Here is a 20,697-nt window from a genome sequence, read left to right as displayed (position 1 = left end):
GCGTTCTTGTGCAGTCGAACCATCATGACTTTTGCCTCCGTAGTTCCTCGATCAGCTCACGCATCGTCTCGCGACCTATGAATAATGCACGACGTCGCGGATCAATGCAATCGTCCGGGACCTGACAGTTACTGAAGTCGTGGGTGAGATGCTATGGAGCCACCCCTGTCAGGATGCTGTTCGTCCGATCACATTTTTGTTATCTTCATGTCAGGTGCACCCAAAATCGTCACACTAGCGGCTATTCGATATGGCCGAGCACCCTCATGAAGATACTGATCGTTGAAGATGAGCCCAAAACGGGCGACTACCTGCGTCAAGGCTTGAGCGAAGCGGGTTTCGTGGTCGATCTGGCGCAAGACGGCGCCGATGGTCTGCACCTGGCCTTGCAGGGCGAGTACGACCTGGTCATCCTGGATGTGATGCTGCCCGGCCTCGACGGCTGGCAGGTACTGCAGTCCTTGCGCCATCGCGGCCTGCAGATGCCGGTGCTGTTCCTGACCGCACGCGATCAGGTGGAAGACCGGGTCAAAGGCCTTGAACTCGGTGCGGACGACTATCTGGTCAAGCCTTTCTCCTTTGCCGAATTGCTGGCCCGCGTGCGCACGATCCTGCGCCGGGGGCGCAGTGGCAACGAGAGCACCGTGCTGCGCGTGGCCGATCTCGAACTGGACCTGCTGCGCCGACGCGTTTCACGCGGCGGGCGACGAATCAGCCTGACGGCCAAAGAGTTCGGCTTGCTGGAACTGCTGATGCGCCGTCATGGCGAGGTCCTGCCCCGCTCGCTGATCGCCTCGCAGGTCTGGGACATAAATTTCGACAGCGATACCAATGTGATCGAGGTGGCCATCCGGCGCTTGCGCGCGAAGATTGATGAGGGTCATGAGGTCAAGCTGATCCACACCGTACGTGGCATGGGTTACGTATTGGAAGCACCGGAGGAGCGCTGAATGTTTCGCTCCCTGTCACTGACGACCCGGCTCACCCTCTTCTTTACGTTGGCGGCTGGGGCTGTGGTGTTTGGATTGGCCTTGTTGGTCATCGCTACATCCGAGCGGCATTTCATCGAGCTGGATCACATGGCGCTGCAGGACAAGCAGCACCTGATCGAGGATATTTTGGCGCGATCCAATTCGACCGAGGACGCCAAGTGGCTGCTGCGTGAGGCATTGAGCCACCATCACGGGCTGTACGTCAGCGTCCACGATTCGAAAGGTGAAACGCTCTTCCAGTCCGAAGGATTTCGCCTCCCGCGCGAACTGTCACCGGCGGATGAAGGCAACGGCAACGACGCGCTGATCCATTGGGCCGACGCAGGGCAGGCGTTTCGCGGGATGCGTGTCCGGGTTATTCCAGCCTATGACGCAACGACGCGGCTGGACATCCTCGTTGCCATGGACACGGCGCATCACACACGGTTCATGCTGGAGTTGCGGCGCACCCTGATGACCTATGCCGTCGTGACGATCGTCATCTGTGGCTTGCTGAGCTGGTTTGCCGCGTACAAGGGGCTGGCGCCATTGCGTGCCATGAAATCCAGAGCCACCACGCTCACGAGCCAGCGGCTGCACCAGCGCATGCCCGTCGAGGCGGTACCCATCGAAATGGCCGATCTGGCTCACGAACTCAACAAGATGCTGGACCGGCTGGAAGACGCGTTCACGCGACTGTCGGAGTTCTCGTCGAATCTGGCGCATGAGCTGCGCACCCCCCTGAGCAACCTGCTGACCCAGACCCAGGTCGCGTTGGCTACCCGGCGGGATGCCGATACCTACCGGGAGATCCTGGCTTCCAATGCCGAGGAACTGCAGCGTCTGGGCCGCATGGTGTCCGATATGCTGTTCCTGGCCAAGGCCGAACGCGGGATGATGCTGCCGAACCGGGAACGTTTCTCGGCAGCCGAGGAAACGCACGCCCTGATCGAGTTCTATGAGGCGGTCGCCGAGGAGAAGGGCGTCAGACTGGCTCAGCGTGGTGAGGGCGAGATCGTCGGTGATCGCTTGATGTTCCGCCGTGCCCTGAGCAATCTGCTTTCGAACGCGCTGCGCCACACCCCGCCACATGGCGAGGTCACGATCGAGATCAGCCAGTCTTCCCAAGCCACCCGGGTGAGCGTCGAGAACACCGGCGAGGACATCGACCCGAGGGTACTGCCGCACCTGTTCGATCGGTTTTACCGTGCTGACCCATCGCGGTCACATCCGGAAACCGACGGCGCAGGGCTGGGATTGGCGATTACCCGCGCCATTATGCAAACCCATGGAGGATCGATCAGCGTGACGTCCGCGCAGGGCAGGACCCGGTTCTGCCTGGAGTTCCCAGGCGGAACCTGATGAGGTGAAGCAGTTGGGGCGAGCCAGCCCAAGTGCCTTTGGGGCACTTCTCGAAACCTCCCTAACCGTTGTCGCCAGTGAGCCGGCATGATGTCGCCCATGATCACCCCGCGCATCAAGCCCTCGTCTTTCTGGCGTCACCAGCCTGGCGCTGACCTGTTCGTGCAGGACCAGCGCCAAGCCAAGCTCGGCGGCTTCATCGCCAACCTGGCAGCAATGGACGAACTGATCGACTTCGCGGCCATTGCCGCCCGGGTCGACACCGCCTGCCCTCGCGCTGACCGTAGCAAAGGCGGGCGCCCGCCGTACCCCCCGAGGTGATGGTGCGGCTGCTGTTCATCCAGTCGCTGTACAACCTCAGCGACGAGGACTGCGAGTACCAGGTGCTGGACCGCATGAGCTTCCAGCAATGGCCCCGATCGCTGTTGAACCGACCGGGCTGACACCCGAGCAAGCGCCATGGGCAACTGCTCTGCGTGACGCAGGTGTAAGTCACGGTGGCGCAAGGCCGCTTGCGTGCGCTTGCGCCAAGAAGTTGGCGCAGGTTTCGAGAGAAGAGAGGGCAGATCGGAGTCGAACCTGCCCCATTCAGCCGCCCCCGGCAGTGGGGCGCGGCGCAGGCGGAACGGCCCGGAACCCCGCGCGGTGTCGGGGAACCCGGAAACGAAAACGCCCAACCGAGAACGGTTGGGCGCTGAATGGTGGTGGCCAAGGGCGGAATCGAACCACCGACACACGGATTTTCAGTCCGTTGCTCTACCAACTGAGCTACTTGGCCGGAAGAAGCCGCATTGTAACACGGCCGGCCGCCGCTCTCGGGGCGGGCGACGCTCAGGCCATGCGTTTGGCGCGCGACAGGTCCACCCCGAGCTGCTTGAGCTTGCGGTACAGGTGGGTGCGCTCCAGGCCGCTTTTTTCGGCCACGCGTGTCATCGAGCCCTGTTCCTTGGCCAGGTGGAACTCGAAGTAGGCTTTTTCGAACGCGTCGCGCGCTTCGCGCAGCGGGGCGTCCAGCTCCAACGTCACAGTGCCTTTGCCCGGCAGCGCCAGCTCGATGGTGCCATGGGCCACGGTGGCCGCGTCGTCGCTGGCCGCGGCGCCGTTGACCGCGCCGTTGGGTTTGGACTCGGGCTGGGCCAGCGGCACCACACGCAACGGGGTGCGCGTCAGCGCTTTGTCGACCGCCTGCAGCAGCTTTTGCAGCGTGATGGGTTTTTCCAGAAACGCCGTGGCCCCGATACGGGTCGCTTCCACCGCAGTGTCGATGGTGGCGTGTCCGCTCATCATGATGACGGGCATGGTCAGCAGCCCCGTGGCGGCCCATTCTTTCAGCAGGGTGACGCCGTCGGTGTCGGGCATCCAAATGTCCAGCAGCACCAGGTCCGGTCGGTAGCGTTGACGGTGTTGGCGTGCCTGCGCGGCGTTTTCCGCCAACTCGACGCTATGGCCTTCGTCGTTGAGGATTTCGAACAACAGCTCGCGGATGCCGAGCTCGTCGTCCACGACCAGTATGTTTGCCATCGTCTCCTGTCACCCTTGGGCCGGGGCCCCCTGTTGCAAATTTACAACCCTGAATGATAGCGACACTTGCGCGCCGACGATACGGCCGTCCTGCAATCGGTTGGCCAGCTCGACGCGGCCGCCGTGCTCGTCCATGATTTTTTTGACCACCGCCAGCCCCAACCCGGTGCCCTTGGCCTTGGTGGTGACGTAGGGCTCGAAGGCACGTTGCAAAATGGCCTCGGCAAAGCCGGGGCCCTCGTCCAGCACCTGCAGCCGCACCCACTGGCCGGTTTGCGACGGCCGCGTGCGCAGCGTCACCGTGCCCCCCACGCCGGCGCCCGCCATCGCGTCCTGGGCGTTAAGCACGAGGTTGTGCACCACCTGCCGCACCTGCTGGGCATCGGCCAGCACCGGTGGGCAGCGCTCGTCCAGCTCCAGGTGCACCGGCACCGGGCTGGCTTCGTACAGGGTGACGATCTCGCGCAGCAGGGCATTGAGGTCCAGCGGCGCCAGTTGCGCGGCGGGCAGGCGTGCGTAATCGCGAAACTCGTTGACCAGGCGCTTCATCGCTTCGACCTGATCCACGATCGTGCGCACGGCCTTGTCAAGCATGGCTGCGTCCGTCCCCTCGAGTTTGGGGCCGAGCTTGTGCGCCAGCCGCTCCGCCGACAACTGAATCGGGGTGAGCGGGTTTTTGATTTCGTGCGCCAGGCGCCGCGCCACCTCACCCCAGGCCTGGGCGCGCTGCGCCGAAATGAGGTCACTGACGTCATCCAGCACCAGCAGCCACTCGCCCCCTGGCAGCAGCGCGCCGCGCGCCACCAGGGTGCGTGGGGGGGCACCGGGGGCCGCGCCGGGCGGCGTGAATTCGTACGGCTGCTGCCAGTGCGCACCGTGCGGTTCGGGCTCGCGCTCGGGGCCAAAGCGCGCAAACTGCTCCTGCACCCACGCCCCCAGCGCCTGCAACCCCGGCACGTCGCTCAGCTTGTGCCCGAGATGCTCCTGCAGCGGCACCCCCAGAATCCTCTGGGCGCCCGGGTTGATGCGGCGCAGCCGGCCATCGGGCGCCAGCACGATGACGCCGGCGGTCAGGTTGTCCAGCAGCGTTTGCAGGCTGGCCCGTGCGGCGTCCACCTGCTGCATCGAGACCTGCACCGCCTGGCGCGCATCGGCCAGCTCGTGGGTCATGTGCGCAAAGGTGCGCGTCAGCTCCGCCAGCTCGTCGCGCGCGGGCAACGCCACCTTGGGGCTGAGGTCGCCGCGGGCCACATCGCGCATCCCCTCGGCCAGCAGGATCAGGGGCCGGGCCAGTTGGTGGCCCAACAGCACCGCCAGCAGCACCGCCCCAAACACCGACAGAAACAGCGCCAACGTCAGCGTGCCGATGTACATCGCGCGCAGGCCTTCGCGCGCCAGGCGGCGCTCCTGGTACTCGCGGTTGGCCAGCTGCACCGCCAGCGCGTTGGCCACCAGCGCCGTGGGCAGCGTCGCGGTGACTTGCACGTAGCGCGCCTCGGCCCCAAACGCCAGCGCGTCCGATGGCACCAGCGCCAGCGCACGCACGCGTGGGAGCTGCTCCGCTGGCAGGGCGGTCAGTTGCGCGGGGTCACCCAGCGCTTCCAGTTCATCCAAGCCCTCGATCCACGCCACCACGCGCTCCTGGCGTGCGCGACGCAGCAGCGATGGCGCTGGACGCTCGGGCGCCAGGCGAAAGCGCGACTCGCCGACGCTGGCCAGCGCCCGCCCTTGCGCACTCCACAGCACCAGGTCGCTGGCACCGAGCTGCTCGCGCCAGGTTTCAAGCTGCACCGCCGCCGCCCCATCCCCACTGCCGGCCAGCGACTGCGCGATGGTGCGTGCCTTGGCCGCCCAATCGGTACTGACCGTGTCGACCGCCGTGCGGCCCAACGCCAACCCGGCCTGCAAGGCGGTTTCCACGCGGGTGTCGAACCATGCCTCGATGGCGCGGTTGACGAACTGGTACGACACCAGGTAGATGAGCCCACCGGGGGCCACCCCCACCAGTGCAAAGATGGCGGCGAGTTTGAGCAACAGGCGGCTGCCAAAGCGCCCACGCCGCAGACGCGCCAGCAGGCGCGCCGCCAGCCACACCAGCACGGCCAGCAGCACCGCGGCCACCCCAAGGTTGAGCGCCAGCAAACGCCCGTACGCCGGCGTGGCGTAGCTGCGGTGGTCGGTGGCCAGCGCGAGCAGGTAAAACAACACCAGGCCCACGCCGAGCATGAACAGCACGCCCAGCGCCACGAACCAGCGCAGCCGCTGCGCACGTTGCGCGTCGCGCGCCGCGGCGGTCACAGGCGATCCTCCGTCGCGAGCGCGACGGCCGCTGGCAGCGCGGTACGCCAGCCCAGCGGCTCGTGCTGGTCGGCTCCGGGCCACCACTGCAGCGGCCGCGGCAAGCGCCCGCTGTCGAGCTCAAAGGCCAACAGGATCTGGTCGTCGGCGTGCAGCGGCTGGGGCAACGGCACGCGCCAGCGCTGGCTGCTGCGCACCAAGGCCAGGGCATCGTCCAGCGTGTCCAGGCTGCGCTGCAAGGCAGGGTTGGTGGCGTCCGCTTCGTGCACGCTGACGCGCCAGCGCTGCGTCAACGGCTGGTAGGCCAGCCGCACCCAACGTTGTGCGCGCAGCAGCTGCCGGTCGGTCCAGTACCAGAGCGGGCGGCGCACCTCCAGCTGCCACACGAAGGTCAGCGCCACGCCGCGCAGGAGCGCGTCGTGCACCGCAGCGGGCAGCTGCAGCGGCACGCGGGCATCGACCACCAGCGCATCGTCGACCAGCGCCACGCGCCACTGCGGCTGCGCCGCCTGCGCCTGGGCCAACCGCTGCAGCGGCGCCAGCAGCAGCGCCCCGGCGGCGGCGCGCAGCAGGCGGCGGCGCGCCCGACCCTCGCGGTCAAGCGCGCTGCAGCAACGCGTAGAAAAAACCGTCCATGCCACGGCGCGCATTGTCGCCCATGGCGTGGGCGGCCAACAGCGTCTCGGCCGCCGGCGTGGCGTCGGCAACACGCCCGCCGGGCAGCAAATGGCCGGGTGCAGGCAACCGGCGCGCCTGCGGTTGCCCGGCCACAAAGGCATCGACCACCTGCTGCCCCTCGGCCCGGAACACCGAGCAGGTGGCGTACAGCAAATGCCCCCCCGGGGCCAGCAGCGGCCACAGCGCATGCAGCAGCCGCGTCTGCTGCTGCACCAGCCGCGCCACGTCGCTGGGGCGGCGCAGCCAGCGCACGTCCGGGTGGCGCCGCACGATGCCGGACGCCGTGCACGGCGCATCGAGCACGATGGCGTCGAACGCTCGACCATCCCACCAGGCGCGCACGTCGGCGGCGTCGGCATGCAGCACGCGTACGGTGCTGCCCGCAGCCGGCAGCCCCAGGCGCTGCAAGGTTTCATCGATGCGGCGCACGCGCTGCCCGTCGGCATCCAGCGCCCACAGCTCCAGGTCAGCCAGCTCCAGCAGGTGCGCCGTTTTGCCACCGGGTGCAGCGCAGGCATCCAACACACGGGCGCCGGGGCGCAGCCCAGCCCCCAGCAGCAGCGGCGCGGCCAGTTGGGCCGCGCCATCTTGCACCGACACCCACCCGGCCGCCCACCCGGGCAACTGCTGCACCGGCACCGCGTCGTGCAGCACCAGGCCGTCGTCGCCGATCGGCTGCGCCGCCAGCCCCTGCAGCACCAACTGCGCCAGGTACTGCGCCCGCGTGGTGCGGCGGCGGTTGACGCGCAGCACCATCGGGGCGGCCTCGTTGTCGGCCTGCAACACGTCGGCCCACAGCAGCGGGTGGTCCGCCTGCAGGCGCTGCACCCACCAGCCGGGGTGGTTCCAGCGGCCCTGCGGGGTGGCGCGGGCACGCTGCAGCAACGCCGCCTGCTCACGCAAAAAGCGGCGCAGGCACGCATTGACAAAACCACGCAGCGCCGGCGCGCGCAGCGCAGGCAGCGCCTGCACGGCCTGGTCCACCACCGTGTAGGGCGCGTAGGCGTCGCCTTGCACCAGCAGCGCCAGCGCCACCTCCAGCAACGCGGCCACGCGCGGCGGGGGGGCGTGCTCGGCCAGCAGCCGCAGCAGCGCCTGTGTGGTGCCCCCATGGCGCAAGGTGTCGAACACGAGGGCCTGTACCCCGGGGCGCAGCGCGTCGGGCACGGTCGGCAAAGCCTCGGCCAGCGAACGCCCGGCACGCACCGCGGCCACGCAACGCGCGGCCTGGGTCAATTGGTCACGGAGGGCGGGGGCTTGCATCGGGTGGATTGTGCCGCGGCACGCGCACAAAACAACACCCCCGGCGGGGCGCCGGGGGTGTGGTCGCTCGGCTGCAGTACGGGGGCCGGCGGCGGGCCAAGCCCCCACCGGCCACAGCGCATCAGACCACCTCGTCGTCGCCGTGCGCCAGCGACATCGAGTCGGCCTCGGCGATGGCGCGGCGCTCCTCCTCGTCCATGCGCTCCTTGGCGCGACGCGCATCGTGGAACGCCATGCCGGTGCCGGCCGGGATGAGGCGGCCGACGATGACGTTTTCCTTCAGGCCGCGCAGCTCGTCGCGCTTGCCCATGATGGCCGCCTCGGTCAGCACGCGCGTCGTTTCCTGGAACGACGCCGCCGAGATGAACGAGTCGGTCGACAGCGACGCCTTGGTGATACCCAGCAGCAGGTTTTTGAACGTGGCTGGCGTCTTGCCCTCGGCGCGCAACGCATCGTTGGTGTTGAGGATTTCCGAGCGCTCGACCTGCTCGCCCGCGATGTAGTGGCTGTCGCCCGGGTTGTCGACCTCGACGCGGCGCAGCATCTGGCGCACGATCACCTCGATGTGCTTGTCGTTGATCTTCACACCCTGCAGGCGGTACACGTCCTGCACCTCGTCAACGATGTAGCGTGCCAGCTCCTCGATGCCCAGCAGCCGCAAGATGTCCTGCGGGTCGGCCGGGCCGTCGACGATCAGTTCGCCCTTGTTGACCACCTGGCCTTCGTGCACCAGGATGCTCTTTTCCTTCGGCACGAGTTCTTCCCAGACCTTGCCATCGGGGTCGGTGATTTGCAGGCGCACCTTGCCCTTGGTCTCCTTGCCGAACGACACCGTGCCGGTGATCTCGGCGAGGATCCCCTTGTCCTTCGGCGAACGCGCCTCGAACAGCTCGGCCACGCGCGGCAGACCGCCGGTGATGTCGCGCGTCTTTTGCCCTTCCACCGGGATGCGCGCCAGCACCTCGCCAGGGTGGATGCTCTGGCCGTCGCGCACCTGGATCAGCGCCCCCACCGGGAACGTCACCGTCACCGCGTGGTCGGTGCCCGGGATCTTGACCTCCTTGCCCTCGGCGTCGATCAGCTTGACCTGCGGGCGCACGACCTTGGTCGAGCCGCGCCGTTTGGGGTCGATGACCACCAGCGTGGACAGGCCCGTGACCTCGTCCACCTGCTTGGCCACCGTCAGGCCCTCTTCGACGTTTTCGAACTTCACCACCCCGGCGAACTCGGTGATGATGGGGCGCGTCAGCGGGTCCCAGTTGGCCAGGATGGTGCCGGCGGTGACGCGCTGATCCGCCTTGACCGCCAGGATCGCACCGTACGGCACCTTGTGGCGCTCGCGCTCGCGGCCGTTGTCGTCGTGGATGATGATTTCGCCCGAGCGCGCGATCACCACCAGCTCGCCCTTGGCGTTGGTGACGTAGCGCATCGTGCTGTTGAAGCCCACCACGCCGTTGGACTTGGCCTCGACGCTGGAAGCCACCGCCGCCCGCGACGCCGCGCCACCGATGTGGAAGGTACGCATCGTCAGCTGCGTGCCCGGCTCACCGATGGACTGCGCGGCGATGACGCCGATCGCTTCGCCGACGTTGACCAGCCCGCCGCGGCCCAGGTCGCGCCCGTAGCAGCGCGCGCACACGCCGTAGCGCGTCTCGCAGGTCAGCACCGTGCGCACCCGCACCTCGTCGATGCCGGCTTGCTCGATCAGGTCCACCGCGTCCTCGTCCAGCATCTGGCCGGCGTGCACCAGCACGCGCTGGGTTTCGGGGTCGACAATGTCTTCGGCCGTGGTGCGGCCCAGGATGCGCTCGCGCAAACTCTCGATGACCTCGCCACCCTCGACGATGGCGCGCATCAGCGTACCGTTGGCGGTGCCACAGTCTTCTTCGGTGACGACCAGGTCCTGCGTCACGTCCACCAGGCGGCGCGTCAGGTAGCCGGAGTTGGCGGTCTTCAGCGCCGTATCCGCCAGGCCCTTGCGCGCGCCGTGGGTCGAGATGAAGTACTGCAGCACGTTCAAGCCTTCGCGGAAGTTCGCGGTGATCGGCGTCTCGATGATCGAGCCGTCGGGCTTGGCCATCAGGCCGCGCATGCCCGCGAGCTGACGGATCTGCGCCGCCGAGCCGCGCGCACCGGAGTCGGCCATCATGTAGATCGAGTTGAACGACTCTTGCTCGACCTCGCGGCCGTGGCGGTCGATGACCTTCTCCTTCTTGAGGTGCTCCATCATCACCTTGGAGATTTCGTCACCGGCCTTGCCCCAGATGTCCACCACCTTGTTGTAGCGCTCGCCGGCCGTCACCAGACCGGATGCGTACTGCTGGGCGATCTCCTTGACCTCGGCCTCGGCGCGCTCGATGATGGCTTGCTTTTCCGCCGGCACCAGCATGTCGTCGATGCAAATCGAAATGCCCGCTTGCGTAGCCAGCCGGAAGCCGTTTTGCATCAACTGGTCGGCAAACACCACGGTGGCCTTCAAGCCGCACTTGCGGAACGAGGCGTTGATCAGCTTGGAGATTTCTTTTTTCTTCAGCGGCTTGTCGATCAGCTCGAACGGCAGCCCCTTGGGCAGGATGCGCGACAGCAGCGCGCGGCCCACAGTGGTGTCGCGCAGCTTGGTCACCGGCTCCAGCTCGCCCGTTTCCTTGTTCTTCAGCCACTCGGTCAGGCGCACGCTAACGCGGCTGGTCAGCTCCACGACGCCGGCGGCCAGCGCCCGCTCAACTTCGTCGACGTCGGCAAACACCATGCCTTCGCCCTTGCCGTTGATGCGCTCGCGCGTGGCGTAGTACAGGCCCAGCACCACGTCCTGCGACGGCACGATGGACGGCTCGCCGTTGGCCGGGAACAGCACGTTGTTGGACGACAGCATCAACACGCGCGCTTCCATCTGCGCCTCAAGCGACAGTGGCACGTGCACGGCCATTTGGTCGCCGTCGAAGTCGGCGTTGAACGCTGCGCACACCAGCGGGTGCAACTGGATCGCCTTGCCTTCGATCAGCACCGGCTCAAACGCCTGGATGCCCAGACGGTGCAGCGTGGGCGCGCGGTTCAGCAGCACCGGGTGCTCTTTGATGACGTCTTCCAGGATGTCCCACACAATGGGGGTGCCGGCTTCGACCTCCTTCTTGGCGGCCTTGATCGTCGTGGCAATGCCCATTTGCTCCAGCCGCGCAAAGATGAACGGCTTGAACAGCTCCAGCGCCATCAGCTTGGGCAGGCCGCACTGGTGCAACTTCAGCGTCGGGCCCACCACGATGACCGAGCGGCCCGAGTAGTCGACGCGCTTGCCCAGCAGGTTCTGACGGAAGCGGCCGCTCTTGCCCTTGATCATGTCGGCCAGCGACTTCAGCGCGCGCTTGTTGGCGCCGGTCATGGCCTTGCCGCGGCGACCGTTGTCCAGCAGGCTGTCCACGGCTTCTTGCAGCATGCGCTTTTCGTTGCGCGCGATGATCTCGGGCGCCTTCAGTTCCAGCAGGCGCTTCAAGCGGTTGTTGCGGTTGATGACGCGGCGGTACAGGTCGTTGAGGTCCGACGTCGCGAAGCGGCCACCGTCCAGCGGCACCAGCGGACGCAGGTCCGGCGGCAGCACCGGCAGCACCTCCAGGATCATCCACTCGGGCTTGATGCCGGACTTCTTGAACGCCTCCAGCACCTTCAAGCGCTTGGCGTTTTTCTTGACCTTCATCTCCGAGCCGGTCAGGTCGTTGCGCAGCTTTTCGATCTCCAGGTCCAGATCGATGTTTTGCAGCAACTCCTTGATGCCCTCGGCGCCCATCTTGGCGACGAACTCGTCACCGTACTCGCGGCACTTGGCGTCGTAGTCGTCCTCGGACATGATCGAGCCTTTTTTCAGCGGCGTCATGCCCGGGTCGATGACCACGTAGGCCTCGAAGTACAGCACGCGTTCGATGTCGCGCAGCGTCATGTCCAGCACCAGCCCTAGGCGGCTGGGCAGGCTCTTGAGGAACCAGATGTGCGCGCACGGCGCGGCCAGCTCGATGTGGCCCATGCGCTCGCGGCGCACCTTGGTCTGGGTCACTTCGACGCCGCACTTTTCGCAGATCACCCCGCGGTGCTTCAAGCGCTTGTACTTGCCACACAAGCACTCGTAGTCCTTGATCGGCCCGAAGATCTTGGCGCAAAACAGGCCATCGCGCTCGGGCTTGAAGGTGCGGTAGTTGATCGTCTCGGGCTTTTTGACCTCACCGAACGACCACGACCGGATCTTTTCCGGCGAGGCCAGACCGATCTTGATGGCGTCGAAGTGCTCGTCGGGCGTGAACTGCTTGAACAGGTCGAGCAAGGATTTCATGGCTGCGTCCTCGATTTAACGGCACTCTTAGTTGCGTTCCAGCTCGATGTCGATACCGAGCGAGCGGATTTCCTTGACCAGCACGTTGAACGACTCCGGCATGCCGGCGTCGATCGAGTGCTCGCCCTTGACGATGCTTTCGTACACCTTGGTGCGGCCCTGCACGTCGTCGGACTTGACGGTGAGCATCTCCTGCAGCACGTACGACGCGCCGTAGGCTTCCAGCGCCCACACTTCCATCTCGCCGAAGCGCTGGCCACCGAACTGCGCCTTGCCACCCAGCGGCTGCTGCGTAACCAGCGAGTACGGGCCGGTGGAGCGCGCGTGCATCTTGTCGTCCACCAAGTGGTGCAGCTTCAGGTAGTGCATGTAGCCCACCGTGGTCTTGCGCTCCAGCGGGTCGCCGGTGCGGCCGTCGTACAGCTGCGCCTGCGTGCGCGACTCGGTCAGGCCCTTGGCCTTGGCCACGTCGTCGGGGTAGGCCAGGCGCAGCATGGCGCGGATCTGCTCCTCGCTGGCGCCGTCGAACACCGGCGACGCAAACGGCACGCCCTGGGTCAGCTCGCGCGCCATCGCGATGATCTCGTCGTCGCTCAGGTCGTCCAGGTTTTCCTTGCGACCGGTGGAGTTGTAGATCGTGTCGAGGAACTTGCGCACCTCGGCCACATCGGCTTGGCGCTGCAGCATCTCGGCGATGCGCTCGCCCAGCCCCTTGGCGGCCCAGCCCAGGTGCACCTCCAGCACTTGCCCGATGTTCATGCGCGACGGCACGCCCAGCGGGTTGAGCACGATGTCGATCGGCGTGCCGTCGGCCATGTAAGGCATGTCCTCCACCGGCACGATCTTGGACACCACGCCCTTGTTGCCGTGGCGGCCGGCCATCTTGTCGCCGGGCTGCAGGCGGCGCTTGACAGCCAGGTACACCTTGACCATCTTGAGCACGCCCGGCGGCAGCTCGTCGCCCTGGGTGAGCTTTTTGCGCTTTTCTTCGAACGCCTGGTCGAACTTGTGGCGCGTGGCCTCCAGCGCGTTTTTGATCGACTCCATCTGCGCCGCCACGTCGTCGTCGGCCACGCGGATGTCGAACCAGTGGTACTTGTCGACCTCCGCCAGGTAGTCCTTGGTCAGCACCGTGCCTTTGGCCAGCTTCTTCGGGCCACCGTTGGCGGTTTTGCCGATCAGCAGCTTTTCCAGACGATCGTAGGCGTCGGCCTCGACGATGCGCAGCTGGTCGTTGAGGTCCAGCCGGTAGCGCTTGAGCTCGTCGTCGATGATCTGCTGCGCCCGCTTGTCGCGCTGGATGCCTTCGCGGGTGAAGACCTGCACGTCGATCACCGTGCCTTGGCTGCCCTGCTCCACGCGCAGCGAGGTGTCTTTGACGTCGGAAGCCTTCTCGCCAAAGATGGCGCGCAGCAGCTTTTCTTCCGGCGTCAGCGTGGTCTCGCCCTTGGGCGTGACCTTGCCCACCAGCACGTCGCCGGGCTGCACCTCGGCCCCGACGTAGATGATGCCGGACTCGTCGAGCCGGTTGAGCTGCTGCTCCGACAGGTTGGGGATGTCGCGCGTGATTTCTTCCGGCCCCAGCTTGGTGTCGCGCGCCATCACCACCAGCTCCTCGATATGGATGCTGGTGTAGCGCTCCTCCGCCACCACCCTCTCCGAGATCAGGATCGAGTCCTCGAAGTTGTAGCCGTTCCATGGCATGAAGGCGATCAGCATATTTTGGCCGATCGCGATCTCACCCAGGTCGGTGGAGGCGCCGTCGGCGATCACCGCGCCCTTGTGGATGCGGTCACCCTTCTTGACGATGGGGCGCTGGTGGATGTTGGTGTTTTGGTTGGAGCGCTGGTACTTGATCAGGTTGTAGATGTCGACGCCCACCTCACCGGCCACCGCCTCGTCGTCGTTGACGCGGATGACGATGCGGTTGGCGTCCACGTAATCGACCACGCCGCCGCGCTTGGCGGTCACGACGGTGCCGGAGTCGATCGCGGCGACGCGCTCGATGCCGGTGCCCACCAGCGGCTTTTCCGGACGCAACACCGGCACCGCCTGGCGCGACATGTTGGCGCCCATCAGTGCGCGGTTGGCGTCGTTGTGCTCCAGGAACGGCACCAGCGAAGCCGCCACCGACACGATCTGCGCCGGCGACACGTCCATGTACTGCACGCGGTCGGGCGTGGTCAGCACCGATTCGCCCTTTTCGCGCGCCGACACCAGCTCACCCACCAGGCGGCCCTCGGCGTCCAGCTCGGCGTTGGCCTGGGCGATGACGTACTTGCCTTCTTCGATGGCCGACAGGTAGTCGATCTGGTTGGTCACCTTGCCATCGACCACGCGGCGGTACGGCGTCTCGATGAAGCCATACTCGTTGAGCCGCGCGTACAGCGCCAGCGAGTTAATCAGGCCGATGTTGGGACCTTCCGGCGTTTCGATCGGGCACACGCGGCCATAGTGCGTCGGGTGCACGTCGCGCACCTCGAAGCCGGCACGCTCGCGTGTCAACCCGCCCGGGCCCAGCGCCGACACACGGCGCTTGTGCGTGATTTCGGCCAGGGGGTTGGTCTGGTCCATGAACTGGCTGAGCTGGCTGGCCCCGAAAAACTCCTTCAGCGCCGCCGAAATCGGCTTGGAGTTGATGAGGTCGTGCGGCATCAACGGCTCTTGCTCGGCCTGCCCCAAGCGCTCCTTGACCGCCTTTTCGATGCGCGCCAAGCCGGTGCGGAACTGGTTTTCCGCCAGCTCGCCGACGCAGCGCACACGGCGGTTGCCCAGGTGGTCGATGTCGTCCACCTCGCCCTTGCCGTTGCGCAGGTCCACCAGGATCTTGACCACCGCGAGGATGTCGTCGTTGGTCAGCACCATCGGGCCTTCGGACGTGTCGCGGCCGACGCGGGCGTTGAACTTCATGCGCCCGACGCGTGACAGGTCGTAGGTCTCGGGGTTGTAAAACAGCCGGTGGAACAGCGCCTGCACCGCGTCTTCGGTGGGCGGCTCGCCGGGGCGCATCATGCGGTAGATCGCCACGCGCGCGGCGAACTCGTCGGCGGTTTCGTCGATGCGCAGCGTCTGGCTGATGTAGGGGCCCTGGTCCAGCTCGTTGGTGTAGATGCAGGGCAGCTCCTGGATACCGGCGGCGCGCAATTTTTTGAGCAACGTCTCGGTCAACTCGTCGTTGGCGCGCGCAATGATTTCGCCCGTGTCCGGATCGACGATGTTTTTCGCCACCACCCGGCCGATCAGGTAGTCCTCCGGCACGCTGATGTGCGTGGTGCCGGCTTGCTCCAGCTCGCGCACATGGCGGGCGGTGATGCGCTTGTCCTTGGCCACCACCACCTTACCGTTGGGGTCGGTGATGTCAAAGCGCGCCACCTCGCCCTTGAGCCGCTCCGGCACGAACGCCATCAGCGCGCCGCTGTCCATCAGGCGGAAGTGGTCGTTGACGTAGAAGTGCGCCAGGATCGCTTCCGGCGTCAGCCCAATGGCCTTGAGCAGGATCGTCACCGGCATCTTGCGGCGGCGGTCGACGCGGAAGTACAGCAGGTCCTTGGGGTCGAACTCGAAGTCCAGCCACGAGCCACGGTACGGGATGATGCGCGCTGAAAACAGCAGCTTACCGCTGGAGTGCGTCTTGCCCTTGTCGTGCTCGAAAAACACCCCCGGCGAGCGGTGCAACTGGCTGACGATGACCCGCTCGGTGCCGTTGACGATGAAGGAGCCCTTGTCGGTCATCAACGGGACTTCGCCCATGTAGACCTCTTGCTCCTTGACCTCCTTGACCACCTTGGACTGCGGGGTGGAGGCCTCGCGGTCGTAGATGATGAGCTGCACACGCGCGCGCACCGGCGCCGCGTAGGTCAGGCCGCGGATTTGGCACTCGCGCACGTCGAACACCGGCTTGCCCAGCGTGTACTCGACGAACTTCATCTCCACGAAGCCGTTGTGCGACACGATCGGGAAGGCCGACTCGAACGCGGCCTGCAGACCGACGGGCTTGCGCTCGCGCGGGGGCACGTCGGCCTGCAAAAACGCCGTGTAGGCGTCCTTTTGCATCTGCAGCAGGTAGGGGATTTCCAACACGCTGTCGCGGCTGCCAAAGCTCTTGCGGATGCGCTTGCGTTCGGTGTAGGAATACTGGGCCATGAAAACTCCGGACAAGACGTCTGGGCGACTGGGCGGCGGCGCGCGCACGGCGCGGCCGCAGGGTTTCTTGGCGACCGGCCCCCACCGGTCTGTCGGCTGACGGCCCGCGCGTTGCACGCGGGCCCGAACCAAGCGGTCTTGCTGCAGTCGGGATCAGAAGACACGGCCAAGCGGTTGCAGGGGTGCGGGCCAACCGCTTGGCCGTGCGCTCTGACAAGCGCCAAAGGGCTGGGGGCCCCAGCGGGGACGCCCCAGCCCTGCGGGCACGGCCGGCTTACTTGAGCTCGGCCTTGGCGCCGGCTTCTTCCAGCTTCTTCTTGGCCGCTTCGGCGTCGGCCTTGGGCATGCCTTCCTTGACGGTCTTGGGTGCGCCGTCGACCAGGTCCTTGGCTTCCTTGAGGCCCAGACCGGTGATTTCGCGCACGGCCTTGATCACGGCCACCTTGTTGGAGCCGGCATCCTTCAGGATGACGTCGAACTCGGTCTTTTCCTCAGCGGCCGGGGCAGCAGCGCCGGCGGCGGCGGCCGGGGCAGCCATCGCGGCGGCGGACACGCCAAACTTCTCTTCGATGGCCTTGACCAGGTCGTTGAGCTCCATCACCGTCATGGTGTCCAGAGCGGCCAGAAATTCGTCTTTGTTGAAAGCCATGGTACTGATTCCTGAAAATCGGGTGGATAGGAAGGAAACGATGCGTTACGCGGGCTGGGCTTCGGCGGCAGCGCCTTCGCCCTTCTTTTCGGCCAGCGCGGCCACCACGCGCGCCAGGCGCGACACGGGCGACTGCAACAGACCGAGCAGCTGCGACAGCAGCACTTCCTTGGAGGGAATGCTCGCCAGCGCCTTGACGCCGTTGACATCCAGCGCCTTGCCGGCGTAGACGCCGCCGCGCAGGACCATCTTGTCGTTGGTCTTGGCGAACTCAGCCACCACCTTGGCGGCGGCCACGGCATCTTCCGAGAAGGCGTAGATCAGCGGACCGGTCATTTGGTCGGCCGCGACCGCAAACGGCGTGCCGGCCGTGGCCCGGCGCGCCAGCGTGTTTTTCAACACGTTGACCGTCACACCGGCCTTGCGGGCCTCGACACGCAGCTTGGTCAGGTCGGCCACCGTGATGCCACGGTATTCCGCCATCACCAGCGTCTGCGCCTTGGCGGCGAGCGCCGCCACCTCGTCGATGACGGCTTGCTTCTCACTGCGGTTCAGACTCAAGGTTGACTCCTTCAAAACACGCCCACCCACGTCGGTGGGCATGCACCCCATTGCAGCGATCAACCGTTTTCAGGAAACCGCACACCGGCTTCATACGGACCGGCACCCGATTCCATCCGCGGCGGGATCGCCATCTGCGCTGGCCGCCCCGCGTAGGGGGCATTTAGGCGGGCGTAGCGCCCGCACCAGCGGTCTTGGATGGCTCCGCAGCCCTTGCAGGGGCTGCGGACCCACCACCGGCACCACCGCAGCTGGCCACGGCGGCGCCGAATCCTTGCACCATCAACCCGCGACGATGGTCTGCGGATCGACACGCACCCCCACGCCCATCGTCGACGACACCGCGACCTTGCGCAGGTACTGCCCCTTGGACGAAGCGGGCTTGGCCTTGTTGAGCGCTTCGATCAGCGCCGCCAGGTTGCCCTGCAGCTTGTCGGTGTCGAACGAACGGCGGCCAATCGTCGTGTGCACGATGCCAGCCTTGTCAACACGGAACTGCACCTGCCCGGCTTTGGCGTTTTTGACCGCGGTGGCCACGTCGGGCGTTACCGTGCCGACCTTGGGGTTGGGCATCAGGCCACGCGGACCCAGAATCTGGCCGAGCTGGCCGACCACGCGCATCGCGTCCGGCGCCGCGATGACGACGTCGAAATCGATGTTGCCGGCCTTGACCTGCGCGGCCAAGTCCTCAAAGCCCACGATGTCAGCGCCGGCGGCCTTGGCCTCTTCGGCCTTGGCGCCTTGGGCGAACACCGCCACGCGCTTGGTCTTGCCGGTGCCGTTGGGCAGCACCACGGCGCCACGCACGACCTGGTCGGATTTGCGCGGATCGACGCCAAGCTGCACGGCCACGTCGATCGACTCATCGAACTTGGCGGTGGCGCACTCCTTGACGATACCCAACGCTTCGGGCAGCGGGTACAGCTTGGTCGGATCGACCTTGCCCTGCAGGGCTTTTTGCTTCTTGGTCAGCTTGGCCATCTCACAGCCCCTCCACGATCACGCCCATCGAACGCGCCGAACCGGCGATCGTGCGCACGGCGGCGTCCAGATCGGCGGCGGTCATGTCCTTCATCTTGGTTTTGGCGATTTCCTCGAGCTGCGCGCGCGTGATCTTGCCGACCTTTTGCGCGTGCGGCTTGGACGAACCCTTGTCCAGCTTGATCGCCTTCTTGATCAGCGTGGTCGCCGGCGGCGTCTTGATGATGAAGGTGAAGCTCTTGTCGGCGTAGGCGGTAATGACCACCGGCAACGGCAGACCCGGCTCCATGCCCTGGGTCTGGGCGTTGAACGCCTTGCAGAACTCCATGATGTTGAGCCCGCGCTGACCCAGCGCCGGACCGATCGGGGGGGAGGGGTTGGCTTTACCCGCTGGCACTTGCAGCTTGATGAAGCCGACGATTTTCTTGGCCATGTGTGTAGACTCCCGCGAGTTCCATCGGTGGCGCCCCCGCTCGCACCGGGGCGCGCACCTCCTCGCACCAGGGCTCGCCTTCGCACGCGGATCGTGCCGACCCACGCCGCCGCCGCCCGAACCGTTGACGACAGCGAAACGCCACCCGACCCAAGCCAGATGGCGAAGAACCTTTGATTATAGCGATTTTTTCGCGGCGCGCACTCAGGTCTTTTCGACCTGGTTGAACTCCAGCTCCACCGGCGTGGCCCGCCCGAAGATGGTCACCGACACACGCAGCTTGTTCTTGTCGTAGTTGACCTCTTCGACGGTGCCGTTGAAGTCGGCAAACGGCCCTTCCTTGACGCGCACCAGCTCGCCCACCTCGAACTCGATCTTGTGCTTCGGGCGGTCGGCGCCTTCTTGCATCTGACCGATGATCTTTTGCACCTCCTCCTCGGAGATGGGGCTGGGACGGTTGCGCGCGCCGCCGACGAACCCGGTGACCTTGCTGGTGTTTTTGACCAGGTGCCAGGTGTCGTCGTCCATCACCATTTCCACCAGCACGTAGCCGGGGAAAAATTTACGCTCGGTGGTGCGCTTGACGCCGTTTTTGATCTCGACCACCTCTTCGGTCGGCACCAGGATGCGGCCAAACTTGTGCTGCATGCCGGCGCGCTGCACACGCTCGCGGATGTTGCGCTCGGCGGCCTTTTCCATGCCGCTGTAGGCGTGCACGACGTACCAGCGCATGCCCTCGGCGGGCGCGGCGCTCATGCCCTGCTGCGGCGCATTGGTTTCGCTCATATTCATCTCCAACCCAGGATGAGGCCGTACAGCACCCACTCCAGCAGTTTGTCGGTCAGCCACAGAAACAGCGCCATGACGATGACGAACGCAAACACGTAGGCGGTGACCTGGGTCGCTTCCTTGCGCGTCGGCCACACGACCTTGCGCGCCTCCTTGACCGCGTCACGGGCAAAGGCGATCAGGCGCTGCCCCGGGGTGGCCGTCAGGCCCACCCCCACACCGGCGGCCAGCGCCACCAGCAGCGCCGCCCACTGCGCCCACGCCCCTTGCGCGCGCAGCAGGTAGTAAGCCACAAAGCCCAGCACCGCCAGCAGCAGCGCCGCGGCAAGCTTGGCCTTGTCAGCCGCCGGGCTGACCGTTTCGATTTCCGTCGAGGCCATGGTCCTCTTATCCCGATTCGATCGCACCAGAAAATCAAGCCCGCAACGGTCCGGTCGGGACGCGGCGGGCTTGGCTAGACGGACCGGCTGGTACGCTTACCGGCTGGCAGGGGCAGAGGGAATCGAACCCCCAACCTTCGGTTTTGGAGACCGACGCTCTGCCAATTGAGCTATGCCCCTGTAGCAGCCTGCCGATTGTAGCGGCAGGCCACGTCAAACGTCGATCACTCGATGATCTTGGACACCACGCCGGCGCCCACCGTGCGGCCGCCTTCGCGGATGGCAAAGCGCAGGCCTTCTTCCATCGCGATGGGGGCAATGAGCTTGACGGTGATGGTGACGTTGTCGCCCGG

17 protein-coding genes and 2 tRNA genes are annotated in these 20,697 nt (G+C 66.1%); 4 read left to right on the top strand and 15 right to left on the bottom strand.

Annotation, left to right across the window (positions count from 1 at the left end):
* The first annotated feature begins 266 nt into the window (after positions 1-266).
* From Taqua_RS11875 to Taqua_RS13810, 4 genes are all read left to right on the top strand, one after another.
* Positions 267-950 carry a heavy metal response regulator transcription factor gene (locus Taqua_RS11875; protein ID WP_068607191.1) on the top strand — a complete coding sequence of 228 codons (684 nt, stop codon included), beginning with the start codon at positions 267-269 and terminating at the stop codon, positions 948-950.
* Entirely contained in the window at positions 951-2,333 is a 1,383-nt protein-coding gene (locus Taqua_RS11870) for a heavy metal sensor histidine kinase (protein ID WP_144326825.1), read from the top strand. It abuts the gene before it with no gap.
* A gap of 99 nt (positions 2,334-2,432) precedes the next feature.
* The gene (locus Taqua_RS11865) at positions 2,433-2,654 is read left to right on the top strand and encodes a hypothetical protein (protein WP_390617136.1); all 222 of its coding nucleotides are present in this window, start codon (positions 2,433-2,435) and stop codon (positions 2,652-2,654) included.
* Positions 2,654-2,776 carry a transposase gene (locus Taqua_RS13810; protein ID WP_390617134.1) on the top strand — a complete coding sequence of 41 codons (123 nt, stop codon included), beginning with the start codon at positions 2,654-2,656 and terminating at the stop codon, positions 2,774-2,776. The genes Taqua_RS11865 and Taqua_RS13810 overlap by 1 nt, the downstream gene beginning before the upstream one ends.
* A gap of 259 nt (positions 2,777-3,035) precedes the next feature.
* On the opposite strand, the gene Taqua_RS11860 is transcribed toward Taqua_RS13810, so the two are convergent.
* The 15 genes from Taqua_RS11860 to Taqua_RS11790 form a co-directional block, all read right to left on the bottom strand.
* Positions 3,036-3,111 (bottom strand) — tRNA-Phe (locus Taqua_RS11860).
* A 53-nt stretch (positions 3,112-3,164) separates the two neighbouring features.
* The gene (locus tag Taqua_RS11855; protein ID WP_144326824.1) at positions 3,165-3,854 is read right to left on the bottom strand and encodes a response regulator; all 690 of its coding nucleotides are present in this window, start codon (positions 3,852-3,854) and stop codon (positions 3,165-3,167) included.
* Between the two features lie 9 nt (positions 3,855-3,863).
* On the bottom strand, positions 3,864-6,152 hold the full coding sequence (locus Taqua_RS11850) for a sensor histidine kinase (RefSeq protein ID WP_246094711.1): 2,289 nt from the start codon (positions 6,150-6,152) through the stop codon (positions 3,864-3,866).
* The gene (locus tag Taqua_RS11845; protein ID WP_185969621.1) at positions 6,149-6,793 is read right to left on the bottom strand and encodes a DUF4390 domain-containing protein; all 645 of its coding nucleotides are present in this window, start codon (positions 6,791-6,793) and stop codon (positions 6,149-6,151) included. Before Taqua_RS11845 ends, Taqua_RS11850 begins: the two co-directional genes overlap by 4 nt.
* Positions 6,750-8,093 (bottom strand): 16S rRNA (cytosine(967)-C(5))-methyltransferase RsmB, encoded by a 1,344-nt coding sequence (rsmB, locus tag Taqua_RS11840; protein ID WP_144326822.1) that lies wholly within the window; start codon positions 8,091-8,093, stop codon positions 6,750-6,752. The genes Taqua_RS11845 and rsmB overlap by 44 nt, the downstream gene beginning before the upstream one ends.
* A 121-nt stretch (positions 8,094-8,214) precedes the next feature.
* A complete protein-coding gene (gene rpoC / locus Taqua_RS11835) occupies positions 8,215-12,408 on the bottom strand; it encodes a DNA-directed RNA polymerase subunit beta' (RefSeq protein ID WP_144326821.1) in 4,194 nt (1,397 codons plus the stop codon).
* A 27-nt stretch (positions 12,409-12,435) separates the two neighbouring features.
* Positions 12,436-16,551, bottom strand: coding sequence for a DNA-directed RNA polymerase subunit beta (gene rpoB / locus Taqua_RS11830; RefSeq protein WP_144326820.1), 4,116 nt, complete (start codon positions 16,549-16,551; stop codon positions 12,436-12,438).
* Between the two features lie 274 nt (positions 16,552-16,825).
* Complete coding sequence (gene rplL / locus Taqua_RS11825; protein WP_143895992.1) at positions 16,826-17,200, bottom strand: 50S ribosomal protein L7/L12; 375 nt, start codon at positions 17,198-17,200, stop codon at positions 16,826-16,828.
* A 45-nt stretch (positions 17,201-17,245) separates the two neighbouring features.
* Positions 17,246-17,761, bottom strand: coding sequence for a 50S ribosomal protein L10 (gene rplJ / locus Taqua_RS11820; RefSeq protein WP_144326819.1), 516 nt, complete (start codon positions 17,759-17,761; stop codon positions 17,246-17,248).
* A gap of 282 nt (positions 17,762-18,043) precedes the next feature.
* The gene (gene rplA, locus Taqua_RS11815) at positions 18,044-18,742 is read right to left on the bottom strand and encodes a 50S ribosomal protein L1 (protein WP_144326818.1); all 699 of its coding nucleotides are present in this window, start codon (positions 18,740-18,742) and stop codon (positions 18,044-18,046) included.
* 1 nt (position 18,743) lies between these two features.
* Positions 18,744-19,175, bottom strand: coding sequence for a 50S ribosomal protein L11 (rplK, locus tag Taqua_RS11810; RefSeq protein ID WP_132962721.1), 432 nt, complete (start codon positions 19,173-19,175; stop codon positions 18,744-18,746).
* A gap of 204 nt (positions 19,176-19,379) precedes the next feature.
* Entirely contained in the window at positions 19,380-19,967 is a 588-nt protein-coding gene (gene nusG / locus Taqua_RS11805) for a transcription termination/antitermination protein NusG (RefSeq protein ID WP_390616887.1), read from the bottom strand.
* Positions 19,964-20,344: a preprotein translocase subunit SecE gene (gene secE, locus Taqua_RS11800; protein ID WP_144326817.1), complete on the bottom strand. Its 381-nt coding sequence runs from the start codon at positions 20,342-20,344 to the stop codon at positions 19,964-19,966. The genes nusG and secE overlap by 4 nt, the downstream gene beginning before the upstream one ends.
* Before the next feature lie 104 nt (positions 20,345-20,448).
* A tRNA-Trp gene (locus Taqua_RS11795) sits at positions 20,449-20,524 on the bottom strand.
* 44 nt (positions 20,525-20,568) lie between these two features.
* Positions 20,569-20,697 (bottom strand): EF-Tu C-terminal domain-related protein (locus Taqua_RS11790; RefSeq protein WP_453820908.1); only part of this gene is annotated, 129 nt, incomplete at its 5' end.

This window comes from Tepidimonas aquatica, assembly GCF_007556585.1.
GTDB classification, from domain to species: domain Bacteria; phylum Pseudomonadota; class Gammaproteobacteria; order Burkholderiales; family Burkholderiaceae_C; genus Tepidimonas; species Tepidimonas aquatica.
The sequence above is the reverse complement of the archived record's forward strand: the minus strand, read 5'-3'. Positions and strand labels throughout refer to the sequence as shown.